Genomic DNA, 15,673 nt, shown 5'->3' with positions numbered 1-15,673 from the left:
TGGGCAAGATTCTTTTCTCATGCTCAAGGGCGAAATCCGGCAGTTATTGCCATTTCATGGAATCAGCATAAACTGATGTGAGCTGTTTTGCAGCACAGTTGCTGATAGATAAAATTTATCACCCAATTAGCGGCTATCAATTTCATTAGACTGCAATTCTGCTCTAGTATTGTCTTCGACTTCAAAACGATCCACTCAATCGAGCCAAGGAGAAATACACACATGGGTATCGTCAATACCGAAATCAAACCGTTCAAGGCAACTGCATTCAAAGCGGGTGAGTTCGTTGAAATCACCGAAGCTGATGTTAAAGGCAAGTGGGCCGTATTCTTCTTCTACCCGGCTGACTTCACTTTCGTTTGCCCGACTGAGCTGGGTGACGTAGCTGATAAATACGAAGAACTGCAGAAGCTGGGCGTGGAAGTGTTCTCTGTCTCTACTGACACTCACTTTACTCACAAAGCTTGGCACGACACGTCTGAAACCATCGGCAAGATCCAGTACTACATGGTTGGCGACCAGACCGGCACCATCACCAACAACTTTGGTGTAATGCGTGAAGGCATGGGTCTGGCTGACCGTGCTACCTTCCTGATCGACCCGCAGGGTGTGATCCAGGCTGTTGAAATCACTGCCGAAGGCATCGGCCGTGACGCTGACGACCTGCTGCGCAAGGTTAAAGCCGCTCAGTACGTAGCTTCTCACCCGGGTGAAGTATGCCCGGCGAAGTGGAAAGAAGGCGAAGCCACTCTGGCACCGTCTCTGGACCTGGTTGGCAAAATCTAAGATCAGCCTGCTGTTCCCCCGCCGGTTTGCACTGACCGGCGGGTCTTCCTCTCCCCCCGCTTTGCAAAATCCTTTTCGTTATACATGCTTATCTGACACGACCTCACAAACACAGGGATACGTATATGTTGGATGCCAATCTGAAACAGCAATTGAACACCTACCTGCAAAATATTGTGGCCCCGATTGAGCTGAGCGTGTCGAGTAATGACAGCCCCAAATCACGAGAACTCAGCGACCTGGCACAGGAAATCGCTGAGCTTAATGAAAAAATCACCCTCAGACAGGTTGAGGGCGCACGCGCTCCCAGTCTCGCCGTCGGCCCTGCCGGTCAGACACCACGGGTCAACTTCGCCGGTATCCCCATGGGCCACGAGTTCACCTCGCTGGTACTGGCATTGCTGCAGGCCGGCGGTCATCCGTCCAAGGCCGATGCCGCACTGCAGGAACAGATCCGCAACCTGAAGGGCGAGTTCCACTTCGAGACCTACATCTCGCTGTCATGCCAGAACTGCCCGGACGTGGTACAGGCATTGAACCTGATGGCGGTGCTGAACCCGAACATCACCCACACCATGATCGACGGTGCCCTGTTCCAGAAAGAAGTTGAAGAACGTCAGATCATGGCCGTTCCGTCCGTCTATCTGAACGGCGAACACTTTGGTCAGGGCCGCATGACGCTGGCCGAGATCGTCAACAAGCTGGATACTGGCGCCGCCGAAAAGAAAGCGGCTGAGCTGAACGAGCGCGAGCCTTACGAAGTGTTGATCGTCGGCGGTGGCCCGGCCGGTGCCTCGGCAGCGATCTACGCCGCACGCAAGGGCATCCGCACCGGTGTGGTCGCCGAGCGCTTCGGTGGCCAGGTAATGGATACGGTCGGCATCGAGAACTTCATCTCCGTGCCCTACACCGAAGGCCCGAAACTGGTCGCCAGCCTTGAGCAGCACGTTAAAGAGTATGAAGTCGAAGTGATCACCGAGCAGTCCGCCGCCAAATTGCGCAAGGGCAAGCTGGTCGAGGTGGAACTGGACAGCGGTGCGACCCTGAAAAGCCGTAGCGTGATTCTGGCCACCGGTGCGCGCTGGCGTGAAATGAACGTGCCAGGCGAACAGGAATACCGCGGCAAGGGCGTGGCCTACTGCCCGCATTGCGACGGACCGCTGTTCAAGGGCAAGAGTGTCGCGGTGATCGGTGGCGGCAACTCCGGCATCGAGGCGGCGATTGATCTGGCCGGCATCGTCAAGGACGTAACCGTACTCGAATTCTCCGACACCCTGCGCGCCGACAGTGTGCTGGTGAAGAAGGCAGAGTCTCTGCCCAACATCAAGATTATCAAGCAGGCGATGACCACCGAGGTTCTGGGTGACGGCAACAAGGTGATCGGCCTGAAATACAAGGACCGCAAGACCGATGAGTCTCATATGGTGGATGTGGCCGGTATATTCGTCCAGATCGGTCTGGTGCCGAACAGCGAGTGGCTGAAGGATTGCCTGGAACTGACCGAGCGCGGTGAAATTATCATCGACAGCCACGGCGCCACCTCCATGCCGGGTGTGTTCGCGGCCGGTGATGTAACCGCGACACCGTACAAGCAGATCATCATCGCCATGGGGTCAGGCTCGACGGCCGCCCTCGGCGCCTTCGATTATCTGATCCGCCATTGATCAGATTCGGGTGGTGACCCCTGTCACCACCCACGCGGAAGGCTGCCCTTCTTCACTCCTGAGACTGTTTGCTTCTGCGCGCCAGCACGATACGGTCTATTTTTTCCCGTACCTCATCCGGCGAGCGCACAAAGGTAAATTTCAATTGGTTGTTGCCCCTGCCTGAGATGATCAGATCAGCATGCCCCAACAGCCGGCCCATTGGGCTTTGATGCAGCGACACACCATCCACACTGAGCAGGTACAGTTCATCAGTCGCCCGACCGATCAAGCCACAACGGCTCAAGATCCTCAGGCTGGTTACTGAGTAACGCCGACTTGCTTCACGTATCACCTGACGCAATGCCCCTGCACCCACCAACAGTGCCAGCAGACCAAATACTGCTGCTATCCAACTGGCCGGAATGCCCGCGCCTTCCCACAGAAAACGGGTGGCCAGAGCCCGGTACTGCTCGACCAGCCACCAGCTGTCCCAGAATGGCACCCTTTCCTGTGCCTTGAACATTCCCCACAGGAGGAGCAGCGCAATTGTAAGATCCAGCATCCCCCGCAGCAGAGCCAACGGGGAGCGACGAATATTAAGCAGTGATTTTTCATTGGGGAGCATAGGGCCATCCATTCCAGCATCCTTGTTCAGTGCGTATTGTAACCGAGATCACAGTATGAACACTGCCTGTGAATATTGGCTTAAAGGCACTGTAGAACCCGATACACAGGGCAGAGATTGGATCGGGTTCAACGTTGTTACCGACGAGAGGCTACAGCAGCATCAGTGACAGCTGAGGGAAGGCACTGAGCAGTATCAGGGTAACCAGTGTTGCCAACAGGAACGGCAACAGTGAGCGGAAGATTTTCATCGGCGGGATGCCGGTCATTGACGACCCAATGAACAGCCCTGCCCCCACAGGTGGTGTCAAAAGCCCCATGACCAGCGTCAGACACACCACAACACCGAACTGATAGGCACTGATATCGAACTGTTGCTGTGCGATCGGTAGCAGGATTGGGACCACCAGAATCAGGGCCGCGATACCATCGATCACCATTCCCACCAGAATCAGTACACCCACGACCATCAACATGAACACGAAGGGATCGGTTGTCTGCTGCGCAATCCATGCGGCTGCCGCCTGCGGAATCTGCTCGTACACAATCACCCAGCCAAACACACCGGCGGCCGAGATCAGCATGATCACCATGCCCGAGTTCAGAGCAGTGCGCTTGAGAATTTCTGGCAGATGAGAAAATTTCAGATCTTTATAGACATACTTGCCGATCAACAACGCGGCCAGCGAGGCAAGAGCCGCCGACTCTGTTGGTGTCGCCAGACCTGTCAGAATGCCACCGATGATTACCATGGGTATGAGGCCGGCCGGAATACCCATCAGCAGGTAACTTTTCATCTGCCGGCGACCAGGCCACTGGCCGGCTGGGTATTGCTGGACCAAGCCGATCACGGCGATGACTATAAAAAACAGCCCCGACATCAACAAGCCTGGCACGATACCTGCGATGAACATCTCGGCAATCGGGATCTGCGCCAATACGCCAAACAGTACAAACAGCATGGAGGGCGGAATGATGGGCGACAGTAAGCCACCAGCGGCGGTGATGGCTGCCGCATAGGAGCCGGAATAACCCTCCTTCTCCATTGCAGGCACCATGGCTCGCGACATAATCGCGATCTGTGACGCCGCAGACCCCATAATCGCGGCCATCATCATGTTGGCGACCAGATTGATATAGGCAAGCCCGCCTCTGAAGCCACCGACGAGGATGCGCGCCAGATTAATCAGGCGTGACGTCAGCCCGCCCTCGTTCATCAATTCCCCTGCCAGCATGAACAGGGGAATCGCCAGCAAACCATAACTTTCGATGGCACCGAAAAGCTGCTGCGGATAGGAGCTGAACAACACCGTGTTGTCCGAGGTTACGATATACCAGAGCGCCGTCAGGGCGAGCACCAACGCTATGGGTACTGCACAGAACAGCAGTACCAGAAAGAAAACGAATGTCATTCACTCGTCCTCTTGAAATAAATGGCCTTCTTGCAGCTGCCGGCCAGATTGCTCAACGCATGAATGGCAAGACTGAATGCAAACAGCGGCACGATCAGCCAAGGCCAGATTTTGCGTACTCCCAGAGTATTGGTCTTCTCGGAATACACAAAATTGAACGTATCCCCCTGAAAGGCCTTGATATCAAAACCATGCGCATAGAGTGTCGAGGGCTCAAGCCAGCGCCAGCACAGCACCAGCAACGTCAACGCGAACATCAGAATCATGATATCAGCAAAGCACTGCATCCATGCTCGCCCACGCTGTCCTATCAGATCCACCAGTATGGTAACGGCAATCACCTGACGCCTTTTCAGTACAACGGATGTGGCCAAAAAGGTGGTCCAGACCATGGCATAGATGGCCAACTCGTCAACCCAATAGATCGCCATGCCAAGCGAGCGGCTAACGATATTGAGCAAAATAAGCAGCGTCACAACACCTGCCAGTATGGCAGCGGTCGCCATTTCAACCCTGGACAGGGTCTCGGAAAAAGCTCTTAACATGTGTCATCCCCACCCACAGCGGATCAACCGCTGTGGGCTTTTACAGAAACGCGCTGGCTCAGTTGCCCTTGATCGCCGCGGCGGCCTGTCTCAGCTTGGGCAAGGACTTGGCCTTGGCAGACCAGATTTTCTCCCAGTCGCTGATGGCAGCGGCAAAATCATCCTTGCCCGCCTCTTCAATCGTGATATCCAGCGCGCGCAGCTGTTGTTCCTGCTGATGTTCCTGCTGCTGGAAGTGATCAATCACTCCATCCAGGTGCTTTCGCATGCTGGTCTGGAACAGCTCACGATCCTCTTTGCTCAGGTCTTTCCACACGCGACCGGACACAACACCCACCATAGGGAACATCATGTGGTTCGAAATCAGCAAGTTATCGGCACGTTCATAAAACTTGAAAATCAGGATGGAATCGAAGTCCATGTCGATAGCATCGATCTGCCCATTCGCCAGCGCATCATATACAGCGGGTAGCGGCAGGGGTGTCGGTGCTGCACCGGTCGCCATGTAGAAATCGCGCAGCGGCTCGAACGGGGTGATACGCAGCTTCATGCCCGCAAGATCCTGCGGTCCCTTGGCTTCACTGCGGCTCATCACCTGACGCATCCCCGCCATGCCATAACCGATCCCGACCAGACCGGCTTCAGCCGGCAGCTGATTCAGCAGCTCATTGGCGGCTTCTGATCGCAGCAGCGCTGCGGCCTGATCAATATTGTCGACCAGATAAGGGGCATACAGCGCACCAAAGTCCGGCACCCGGTTGGACACTTCAGCGATGGTCAAAAACGCCATGTCCAACGCTCCGGTTTGCAGCTGCTGAACCATCTGGGCTTCGTTGCCCAGCTGCTGAGCCGGAAATATTGCAATACTGTGCTCGCCACCGGATTGCTCTTTCACTTCACTGGCGAAGGCCTCGGCAGCCTGTGTCCACTGATGAGACGGAGGGGTAATCAGGCCAAGACGGAAATCGCGGGCCTGTGCCGGCAGCACCATCGCAAGTGCCAATGCTCCGGTCATCACCGGGCCTAGTATGCGTTTGATCGACATCGATTAACTCCAAGGATTTATCATTGTTAACTGGAATGGCGGCAAAGCAGGTAAGAGGATACCCCATTCCAGCTGGCCGATGGATCAAACAAAGGGATTGTTTCAGTCAAAATATGCTTACAAGATTGTTGGATGTCGCCCCATAGCAGGAAAATGGCTAACCATAATCCCGTCTCTCACTCCCAAAGCCCATCGTTTGTAACTGACGCAATTTAGTTGCGCAAATATGACAGCATTTACGCGCAACTGTTAACCCACCTGGTAACGCAACGCCGATACTTCCATTTGCTGTCCAAGCAGCATGTTCCCATAACAAAAACTAAGGGCACCTTATGAAAAACAAGCTCTCCCAATGGGGTAAAGTATCGTTTGTTGCGGCCTTGATCGCCTCAACTTCTCTCGTCTCTGCGACGGAGCAACCCAATATACTTTTGATCGTCGCCGATGATTTGGGCTACTCGGACATAGGCGCTTTCGGTGGCGAAATTGAGACGCCCAATCTGGATGACCTGGCATCCTCAGGTATCCGCCTGACTGACTTCCATACCGCCCCCACCTGTTCACCGACGCGTTCCATGCTGCTCTCAGGCACCGACAGCCACCGCGCCGGTCTGGGCAACATGGCCGAGCTGCTGCAGCCGGAGCAGAAAGGCAAACCAGGCTACGAAGGCTACCTGAACACATCAGTGGCGACCTTGCCGGAAGTGTTGCGAGACAACGGTTATAGCACGTACATGGTTGGCAAGTGGCACTTGGGTCGAAGTGAGGACCAGAGTCCCGCAGCCCGTGGCTTCGACAAGTCTTTTGCCCTCATCCAGGGCGGCGCCAGCCACTTTGACCAGCGCGCCATCATCAGCAAGGACCCCGTAGCAATCTATCGCGACAACGGTATGAGCGTTGACTTGCCCGAGGAGTTTTTCTCAACGGATTACTACACCAATCTAGTAATGCGCTACATCGACGAGGATCTTGTACAGAACAAGCCTTTTTTTGCCTACGTTGCCTATACCGCACCACATTGGCCGTTGCAGGCTCCGGCCGACTATCTCAAGAAATATGAAGGCAAGTACGAGGCGGGGTACGAACAGATCCGTCAGATACGTCTTAAGCGAATGCAGGAGATGGGCATCGTCGATACATCAGTAACGGCACATACACCGATGACACAGCTGCCACGATGGGAAGACCTGACCGAAGAGCAGCGCAAACTCGAAGCCCGCCGAATGGAAATCTACGCTGCGATGGTGGACAACATGGATCATAACATCGGTCGTCTGATCGACTGGCTCGATGAGAAGGGCGAACTGGACAATACCCTGATCATGTTTATGTCCGATAACGGTGCCGATGGTAACAGCCCTGAAGTATTGCCCGGCAACAAGGCCTGGTTCGCCAGCGACTACGACAACAGTTTCGAAAATATGGGACACCCCAACTCTTACGTATGGTATGGTGCCCAATGGGGACAGGTCAGTGCAACGCCCTTTCCACTTTTCAAGGGCTTTCCCTCACAGGGCGGCCTGATAGCACCCGCTATTGTTCGCCTGCCTGGCGAAAAGCGTGCCGGTCAGATCAACAACGCATTTATCCATGTCAAGGATGTGATGCCCACCTTTCTCGAACTGGCAGGTATCAATGAAATCAGCAGCCCCTACAACGGACGTGAAGTAATGCCGGTTCAGGGGCGCTCTATGCTGGCGGTTCTGAATGGTGCAGAGGATGAAGAACGAGCGATTGGCTGGGAGCTGTTCGGCCGCTCCGCTGTGCGCAAGGGTGACTGGAAAATCCGGTTGCTGGAGCAACCATACGGCAACGGCGAGTGGCAGCTGTTCAACCTGAAAAACGACCCGACTGAGCGCCACAACCTGGCACAACAGGAGCCGGATAAACTGGCCGACCTTCTCACCGAGTGGGACACTTATGTACGCGAGAACGGTGTATTCCCGTCTGATCCAGAGAAAATGAAAAAAATCGGTTACAGCTTTACCACTTGCGTGTTTGACCGCTGTGTCGAATAAGACCTGTCATGCGGAGATGACCGGGTCCAGAGCAACCTTGGCCTGCGTCATCTACACGTAACAAGAGTACGCTTCTTCAAAGTCTGGGAGGGGGTCTCACCATAGCGCCCCCTGTAAAGGCGGGTAAAGTGGCTAAGATGGTGAAAGCCGCACTGATAAGCCACTTCACTAACACTTCCTTGAGCATGCTGGAGCCGGTGATGCGCCAGCTCCAGTTTCTGCTGCAGGATGTAGCGAGCTGGTGAGCAGCCGATAAACTGCTGGAAACCGGTTTCCAGCGAACGTCGGCTACAACCCGCTACCTGAACCAGGTCAGCAACACTCAAGGGCTTTTCGATATGGGCTTTAAGCCAATCAACGGCACGGCGCAAATGTAATGGCAGGATATCAATATGGGTTGGGGCAAGATCTGTCAACTGTTCAGCAAGCGTTTCCAGCAACAGAGACTCCCAATGCTGCTGCATAACCGGCTGAAGATTACCCTCATGAATCTGGTGCTGGCTGGCCACACACTGCAGCAAACTAAGCAGCGAACGCACGTGTCGGCACTCGGGATGCAGAATTCTCAATACGCCCGACACTAGAGGGACCCCCTCTAGGCTGGACCAGGCTTGCACCGCCGCATTGTCAAAGGTAATCACGATGGCTGATGTTGCCTCATCCCAAATCAAGTCCGCTTCGGATCCTGGCATCATCAGTAGGATCTCGTTAGGTCCCAGCAGACGATTGAGATTACACACCCGTATCGAGCCACTCAGCGGCAACACCAGATGGCATGTACTGAGCGCACCGGAGCGGACATGCACACGCTCTCCCCATTGGGCACCGAACAGCAGAGTTTGCCGCAATGGCTGCAAGGTGAAACGGTTGTGGTCAACCCCCTGTGCCGTCAGCGGTTTGACATTACGCTCATCAATGCGTGAATTGAGAAAAGCCTGGGCTTCGTCAAAGTCGCCAGATTCAAGACACATGTTGTATGAAAAAGGTAGTGCACTGTTCATAGGTACCTGGCAATTACTGTCTATGTTCTGTTCTACACAGCAAAAATCATACCGGGACTTCCACTTTTTCCGGAACCAGCAATTTCGGTATCTTATGTTCCCCACATTGCGCAGCTGCAGCTACCGAGCGGTTGTTTTGGTTAAATGTCCAGCGGCGGTAATCCAAACATGAATCATTTGATCACTTTTGCCGGCCTTTTCCTGCTGATGTCAGTGCAGCCGATAATGGCCAGCGAAGCCGACAATTGCAGACAGTGCCATATACAGATAGTAGATGAATGGCGTACTTCTCAACATGCACGCTCTATGCTGCCGGCCACCCCGGACAACGTTTTGGGCAACTTCAGTCATGTGCGTTTTTTCAGTGAAGATGTGGAGGCTAAGTTTTATCGGCAAAGCGATCGCTACCATGTCCGTCTGACCGAGTCTGGACAGACAAGTAACTGGACGGTTCGGTACACATTTGGCATTTACCCACTGCAGCAATACCTGATCGAGACCGGTGATGGAAAACTGCAGGCTTTGAATATCGCCTGGGACAGTCGCAGCGTAGATGCCGGCGGGCAGCGCTGGTTTCGCCTAGATGCTGCCGAGCATCAGCGCCCCGAAAACCCGCTTCATTGGCGTGGGGTCTATCAGAACTGGAACGGCATGTGTGCCGATTGCCATAGCACAGCTTTTCGTAAAGGCTATATCCCCGATACAGACCGTTATGAAAGTCATTTCGAGCAGATCAATGTTAGTTGCAGCGCCTGCCATGCCCGTGCAAACACACATGCCCAAGCAGCCCGCAGCGGTGAAAGTCAATCAGCCGGAGCGGATCTAAGTGCCAGGGGCGCCTGGCTCACCGGCACGCTCGAACACAAACCACAACACACGGGCCCACTTACATCGACGAAACAAGTTGAAACCTGTGGGCGCTGCCACAGCCTGCGTACGCGGCTGGACCAGTCTCCTGCCGGAGGTCTCAACAATCACTACAGCCTGACACGCCTCCAAAGCCCTCTATATTACGCCGACGGGCGTGTCCGTGAGGAAGTTTTTGTATTGGGATCCTACCTGCAAAGCAAAATGCATGAAGCAGGCGTGGTTTGCAGCAACTGCCACAACCCCCACAGCGGTAAGCTACTGTTGGCAGGAAATGCTCTGTGCAGCCAGTGTCATGCAGCCCCAAGCTTTGACCAACCACACCACCACCATCACCCACAGGGCTCACCGGGTGCACAGTGTGTCAGCTGCCATATGCCAGAAACAACCTACATGCAGATCGACCCGCGCCGAGAGCATAATTTCACTACGCCCAATCCAGTGACATCTCGCCAGTCCGACAGCCCTGATCCTTGCCTGGCCTGTCACAATGATCAGAACCGCGAGTGGTCGATACAGCAGATGTCCTTCTTGTGGCCGGAGCACCGGGAGCGCTCCGACTGGTTCGAAATACAGCAGGCCGACCTGCCCACCATGGTCCGCTTCATTGCCGATCAACAGCAAGTAGCCCTGTATCGTGCCAGCCTGCTGGAACAACAGGCTGGCACGATTGGTAGGGTGGCCCCAAAAATCATTCTGCAACAGCTGCAATCACCCGATCCTCTGATGCGCGAGAGCGGCTGGAAAGCGGCAACCAATTTGCAGCCATCCGATCTACATGGCCAAGCCATGATCGGGCTTCAGGATACACACCTGAATGTTCGACTGGCAGCGTTTGAAGCGCTGATGTTGGCCGGTGCCCTGCCCTCAAAGCCTACGAGGGTTCGTGCCGAATATGAAGCCTACCTGCAACAGCAGTCTGATCGTCCCGCTGGGCGCACCCTCATTGGTCGATATGCACGAATTAGCGGCGATTCTGCAGTCGCTGAACAGCACTTCAAAATTGCCCTGGAGATGGACAACGCCTATCTACCCGCCTACATACTGCTCACCGATCTGCTCCGGAACCAACAGCGCTTTGTCGATGCCATCGCATCGCTTAATAACGGACTGGATCAGTTACCCGAGAACTCTAGTTTATGGCACCTGCGGGGACTCACGTGGCTGCAGCTCAAAAAGCATGAAGAGGCGTTGGGCGATTTGGGTAAAGCGGCGAGGTTGGCTCCGGATAATTGGTTGTTCAGCTACCGCTATGCTCTGGTATCTCTCCGCCTGGGCCATATTGAGCAGGCACAGCAGGCAGCTGTGACACTTTCGGAAATCGCGCCCGACAACCCTCAGGTCAAGGCACTACTAAAAGAGATACAGGCAAAAAAACAAAATAAACCTTTGTGATATGCAGGTGAGCAAACAGCTACGGCCTACCCCACTAATGTATCCAGCAACAGCATGGCGGCAAAGCCACCCATCAATCCGATGGTGGCCGGTGTCTGATGGCCGTTGCGGTGAGTTTCGGGAATGACCTCATGTGATACCACAAAAATCATGGCCCCTGCAGCAAGCCCCAGCCCAACCGGATAGGCCAGAGGCAAGCCGCCCGCCATACCGATGCCCAGGAACGCACCCAGCAGCTCCATTAGGCCTGTACCCGAGGCGACAATGGCAGCCATCACGGGACTCAACATGGCCGCTCTGAGCGCCAAGGCAACCGCCAACCCTTCGGGAACATTCTGGAACAGAATAGCCATTGTCAGTGGCATACCCACACTCAAGTCGTTGTCGGCAAAACTGACCCCGATCGCCATCCCTTCGGGCAGGTTATGCAGTGCAATGGCCAGAAAGAACAGCCAGACTCGGCCTATTCGCTCGCACCCCGGACCACAGGGCCCCTCGTTCTCGTGTTCATGCGGCGTGAACTTGTCCAGCCCCAGCATCAGCAGCACACCCAACCCCATGCCGGTAATCACGACTGCAGCCGCAATATACTCCACACTGACCAGGCGCTCAGCAGCCTCAATACCCGGCAGAATCAGCGAAAATGCACTGGCCGCCAGCATCATACCCGCGGCGAACCCCAGCATGGTATCCTGCGTTCTGGCCTTTATATCCCGCAGCAGCAACGCAAGGCTTGCCCCCACAGCAGTCGAGACAAAGCCCCCCAGCCCACCCAGCATGGCATTACCAAAACGCTCTCCGCCGCCATTTTGAATTTCAACAAGGCTGTTCTGTAACAGCAGCAAGAGTACAGCCACCACCGCAACCGCCATCCCGATGGCTGCCGTGCGGTGCTGGCGTACCTCTCGCCACAGTACATCCTTGAACGAATAGTCGGGCGCCTGAACCTGATCCATGACAACAGCTCCAATCATGTGGATATGTCACTTTATCTTAGCGCCACGCAACACACAGCGTCTAATCACCATTGACTATGTAGTTGATCGCTGAAAGCAATGGAAAAGGGATCGTGTAAACAAACGGAGTTGAGTGCTGGTTTTGTCCTTTTGCTGGGCTCATTTATGACTGGAAACACATGGAAATATCGCTCAGTATCCGATAATCATGAACTGGCCGTTGCAGAACAATACGCTGGGTACGCGCCCATACACACAACAAACGCGACAGCGGCATTATATGGACATAAGGATATCGAAAATAATGGAAGTGAAAGCAGAAATTTTTCAAAACCGCATTGTACTCACTGCAATAGGCAATACGGTTACAGTTCAATCAAAAGAGCCGTTTACGACCACGAGACTGCTCGTCGGAACATTTATGCCAGCCGTCGATTGCATGAAGGAAGGCCTTGCCAAGGTTGGTGCTACAGGTATCTTCAAAATGAAGCCCAAACTCCTGATTTATCCGCGGGCCATGACGGAAGGCGGCCTATCTGAAATAGAAGAACGCTGTCTACTCGAGGTTGGTTATTCTGCTGGGGCCGGCAAGGTTGAAGTTCATGTTTAACCATCCGCATAGTAAGTTACATCCGTTCGTGCCGCTGTGTTCTGACGTTATATCTCTTGAGGTATACAGGTGCTGAAGGATGAACAGAAACTATCGAGACCACGCTAACCGTGCGCGACGATAACTCTCCGTCGTATTCTTGAGGGATAGCGGGACCATGTTGCGGGGCATGAAAATCTCGAAAGAACGGTGAGTTTCTCAGTGTCAGATCTCGTTACGTATTTTCCCATCACGGAGAAGTACGCTGGCGTTCAAGCCATGACCCTTTCGGATCTTTGTGAGGCTGCACTGACGACGAGCGATAACAGGGATACAACAACTCCCGATGCGATGATTAAAAATGCAGATCGAACCGGGGTGGGAGGATTCGGATCGCGATCTATAATAGCCATAATTTGGCCACCGAACCGACAACCCATTGTTGTAGCCCTATATCTTACGTAAACAGAAGCTTCTTTCTCAGAGAGGAATGGGGCGATTGCTGAGATTGGTAAAGCAATTGTTTTGACGGCGGACTCAGGCCGGTAAAGCATAACCAGAGGCTGTTGCAGGCGCTGTAGTTCCCCAATAAAAAAGAACCCCGCCAGTGGCGGGGTAAAAGCTACAGTCAACGAGAGTTAAAACGATGTTGCATTGGCTGGGGCGCTAACGCCCCAGCTTCTTGGCCGACTGGCCACCGATACCGAAATGCTGTTTCGGCATCTCGGTAATAATGACCCGGACATTGGCCTCGGGGGAGTCGAGTGAGCGAGCAATCGCGCTGGTCACTTCAGCGATCAGCTGCTCTTTCTGCTCATCCGAGCGCCCTTCCATGATATGGATTTGTGCTACCGGCATGGCGGCCTCCTCAGACGAACTTGCCGCTCAGAGTACCCAGACCCTGATAGCGTACGGTGAAGGCATCACCCTTGTTCACCTGCACCGCTGCTGTGATCGCACCGATCATGATAAAGCTGCCGGCGGGCAGGCTTTCACCACGATCCGCCATCATATTGGCGAGCATGGCAACGGATGCAGCCGGATGACCCAGAACCGCAGCACCGGCACCGGTCTGCACCACTTCACCGTTGATCTCCATGACCACACCGATGTTCTTCAGATCCACGTCAGCGATGTCGGCCATGCGACCGCCGGTGACGAAGCGGCTGGAAGAGGAGTTGTCGGCAATCACGCTCTTGAGGTCAAACTTGAAGTCCTTGTAGCGTGAGTCAATCACTTCAACGGCCGGCATGACGAAATCGGTGGCGCGCAGCACATCACCGATGTGGACGCCCGGGCCTTTCAGTTCGTGTTTCAGTACAAACGCCAATTCAGCCTCGATCTTCGGATGGATCAGCTCATCGTGCTTAATCTCGCCACCCTCAGGTACGCTGAAGTAGTCGGCCAGGAAGCCGTAGCAGGGCTGCTCGACACCCATCTGCGCCATCTTGGCCCAAGAGGTCAGGCCCATCTTCATGCCAACGATCTTGTGGCCACGCTCTTCCTTGCGGCGACGAATTTCCCACTGGATGTCGAAGGCATCCTTGTAGGTCATTTCAGGATAGTCGTCCGTGATCTTGGTGATCTCATAGGCTTCCAGTTCGGCGTTTTCACAGTGAATCGCCAGCTCTTCAATCTGTGCCGGTGTCAGTTTGTTCTCGTATACTTCAGCCATTAGATCAACCCCTTCTCTTTCGCCATGGTCAGTGCCAGGTCTTCAATCATGTCTTCCTGTCCACCTACGGTGCCGCGACGGCCCAGCTCGACCAGTATGTCGCGCGCCGAGATGCCGTATTTTTTCTCCGCACGTTCCGCGAACAGCAGGAACGAGGAGTACACACCGGCATAGCCCAGTGTCAGGGCGTTGCGATCGACACGGATCGGCTGGTCCATCATCGGTACGATCAGGTCTTCCGCCACGTCCATGATCTTGTACAAATCAACGCCGGTCTCGACACCCATGCGGTCCAGCACGGCGCAGAACACTTCCAGCGGGGTGTTACCAGCACCGGCACCCAGACCCGCTACGGAGCCGTCGATGCGTGAGGCACCGGCTTCGATCGCGGCCAGGGAGTTGGCGATCGCCATGCCCATGTTGTGGTGACCGTGGAAGCCCACCTCCACTTCTTTCGGCAGTTCGGCACGCAGCAGGCCGATACGGGCGGTGACGTCATCCGGCAGCATGTAGCCAGCGGAGTCGGTGGCGTAGATGCAGTTGGCGCCGTAGCTGACCATCAGTTTGGCCTGTTCCAGGATCTTCTCCGGGCTGACCATGTGCGCCATCATCAGGAAGCCAACGGTGTCCATTTCCATTTTGGCGGCCATGCCGATGTGCTGTTCGGATACGTCCGCTTCGGTGCAGTGGGTGGCCACACGGATGGTGGAGACGCCGCAGTCCCGGGCCATTTTCAGGTGGTCAACGGTACCGATCCCCGGCAGCAGCAGCGCGGAGATTTTGGCGTTTTTCATCTTGGGTACGACGGCGCTGAGGTATTCCTCGTCGCTGTGGGCCGGGAAGCCGTAGTTCAGTGAGCGACCGCCGAGGCCGTCACCGTGGGTGACTTCGATCAGCGGCATGCCCGCCTCGTCCATCGCCGAGGCGATGCTGACCATTTCGTCCAGGCTGATCTGGTGGCGCTTGGCATGCATGCCATCGCGCAGGCTCATGTCGTGCAGGGTTACTTTCTTGCCGTTCAGGTTCATGTTCTGTTCTCCCCTTAGCCGCGTGCCGGCAGTGTGATGGTGCCGTTGGCCGCTTCTTCAGCAAACATCTCGGCGGTGCGCAGACC

Annotated in this window: 14 protein-coding genes and 1 pseudogene; 6 read left to right on the top strand and 9 right to left on the bottom strand. The window is 54.9% G+C overall.

The genetic code is table 11. The annotated features are described in order from the left end of the window. The first annotated feature begins 228 nt into the window (after positions 1 to 228). Entirely contained in the window at positions 229 to 786 is a 558-nt protein-coding gene (ahpC, locus tag BLV48_RS07130; protein ID WP_425270444.1) for an alkyl hydroperoxide reductase subunit C, read from the top strand. Between the two features lie 125 nt (positions 787 to 911). Continuing rightward, on the top strand, positions 912 to 2,450 hold the full coding sequence (gene ahpF / locus BLV48_RS07125) for an alkyl hydroperoxide reductase subunit F (RefSeq protein ID WP_091825203.1): 1,539 nt from the start codon (positions 912 to 914) through the stop codon (positions 2,448 to 2,450). A gap of 52 nt (positions 2,451 to 2,502) precedes the next feature. On the opposite strand, the gene BLV48_RS07120 is transcribed toward ahpF, so the two are convergent. The 4 genes from BLV48_RS07120 to BLV48_RS07105 form a co-directional block, all read right to left on the bottom strand. Further along, positions 2,503 to 3,069, bottom strand: a complete 567-nt coding sequence (locus tag BLV48_RS07120) for a PH domain-containing protein (RefSeq protein WP_091825200.1) — start codon at positions 3,067 to 3,069, stop codon at positions 2,503 to 2,505. Positions 3,070 to 3,208: 139 nt separating this feature from the next. Further along, complete coding sequence (locus tag BLV48_RS07115) at positions 3,209 to 4,468, bottom strand: TRAP transporter large permease (protein ID WP_091825196.1); 1,260 nt, start codon at positions 4,466 to 4,468, stop codon at positions 3,209 to 3,211. Then, positions 4,465 to 5,013, bottom strand: a complete 549-nt coding sequence (locus BLV48_RS07110) for a TRAP transporter small permease (RefSeq protein ID WP_091825193.1) — start codon at positions 5,011 to 5,013, stop codon at positions 4,465 to 4,467. Before BLV48_RS07110 ends, BLV48_RS07115 begins: the two co-directional genes overlap by 4 nt. A 58-nt stretch (positions 5,014 to 5,071) precedes the next feature. Further along, a complete protein-coding gene (locus BLV48_RS07105) occupies positions 5,072 to 6,058 on the bottom strand; it encodes a TRAP transporter substrate-binding protein (protein ID WP_254774986.1) in 987 nt (328 codons plus the stop codon). A gap of 332 nt (positions 6,059 to 6,390) precedes the next feature. On the opposite strand from BLV48_RS07105, the gene BLV48_RS07100 reads away from it, so the two are divergent. Further along, on the top strand, positions 6,391 to 8,076 hold the full coding sequence (locus tag BLV48_RS07100) for an arylsulfatase (RefSeq protein WP_091825190.1): 1,686 nt from the start codon (positions 6,391 to 6,393) through the stop codon (positions 8,074 to 8,076). 47 nt (positions 8,077 to 8,123) lie between these two features. Here the strand turns inward: BLV48_RS07100 and BLV48_RS07095 are convergent, their stop codons facing one another. After that, positions 8,124 to 9,077, bottom strand: a complete 954-nt coding sequence (locus tag BLV48_RS07095) for an AraC family transcriptional regulator (RefSeq protein WP_091825187.1) — start codon at positions 9,075 to 9,077, stop codon at positions 8,124 to 8,126. 168 nt (positions 9,078 to 9,245) lie between these two features. On the opposite strand from BLV48_RS07095, the gene BLV48_RS07090 reads away from it, so the two are divergent. Then, positions 9,246 to 11,339 carry a cytochrome c3 family protein gene (locus tag BLV48_RS07090; RefSeq protein ID WP_175527612.1) on the top strand — a complete coding sequence of 698 codons (2,094 nt, stop codon included), beginning with the start codon at positions 9,246 to 9,248 and terminating at the stop codon, positions 11,337 to 11,339. Positions 11,340 to 11,365: 26 nt separating this feature from the next. Here BLV48_RS07090 and BLV48_RS07085 read toward each other — a convergent pair whose 3' ends face one another. After that, positions 11,366 to 12,295, bottom strand: a complete 930-nt coding sequence (locus BLV48_RS07085; protein ID WP_091825765.1) for a ZIP family metal transporter — start codon at positions 12,293 to 12,295, stop codon at positions 11,366 to 11,368. Between the two features lie 304 nt (positions 12,296 to 12,599). On the opposite strand from BLV48_RS07085, the gene BLV48_RS07080 reads away from it, so the two are divergent. Beyond that, positions 12,600 to 12,905 (top strand): hypothetical protein, encoded by a 306-nt coding sequence (locus BLV48_RS07080; protein WP_091825181.1) that lies wholly within the window; start codon positions 12,600 to 12,602, stop codon positions 12,903 to 12,905. Positions 12,906 to 13,070: 165 nt separating this feature from the next. Next, a pseudogene (locus tag BLV48_RS19580) lies at positions 13,071 to 13,433 on the top strand (serine hydrolase family protein); the annotation flags it as partial. A 117-nt stretch (positions 13,434 to 13,550) separates the two neighbouring features. Here BLV48_RS19580 and BLV48_RS07075 read toward each other — a convergent pair. Genes BLV48_RS07075 through dmpG form a run of 3 tightly spaced genes read right to left on the bottom strand, consistent with a single transcriptional unit; the run spans position 13,551 to position 15,587 of the window. Beyond that, positions 13,551 to 13,742, bottom strand: a complete 192-nt coding sequence (locus BLV48_RS07075) for a 4-oxalocrotonate tautomerase (RefSeq protein ID WP_091825178.1) — start codon at positions 13,740 to 13,742, stop codon at positions 13,551 to 13,553. A 10-nt stretch (positions 13,743 to 13,752) separates the two neighbouring features. Then, entirely contained in the window at positions 13,753 to 14,559 is an 807-nt protein-coding gene (gene dmpH, locus BLV48_RS07070; RefSeq protein WP_091825175.1) for a 2-oxo-3-hexenedioate decarboxylase, read from the bottom strand. Then, entirely contained in the window at positions 14,559 to 15,587 is a 1,029-nt protein-coding gene (gene dmpG, locus BLV48_RS07065; RefSeq protein ID WP_091825172.1) for a 4-hydroxy-2-oxovalerate aldolase, read from the bottom strand. The genes dmpH and dmpG overlap by 1 nt, the downstream gene beginning before the upstream one ends. Positions 15,588 to 15,673 lie beyond the last annotated feature (86 nt).

The sequence above is a fragment of the Marinobacterium iners DSM 11526 genome (assembly GCF_900107855.1).
In the GTDB taxonomy this organism is placed as follows: Bacteria; Pseudomonadota; Gammaproteobacteria; order Pseudomonadales; family Balneatricaceae; genus Marinobacterium; species Marinobacterium iners.
Note: the sequence above shows the minus strand (reverse complement) of the source record. Positions and strands in the feature narration are given on the sequence as shown.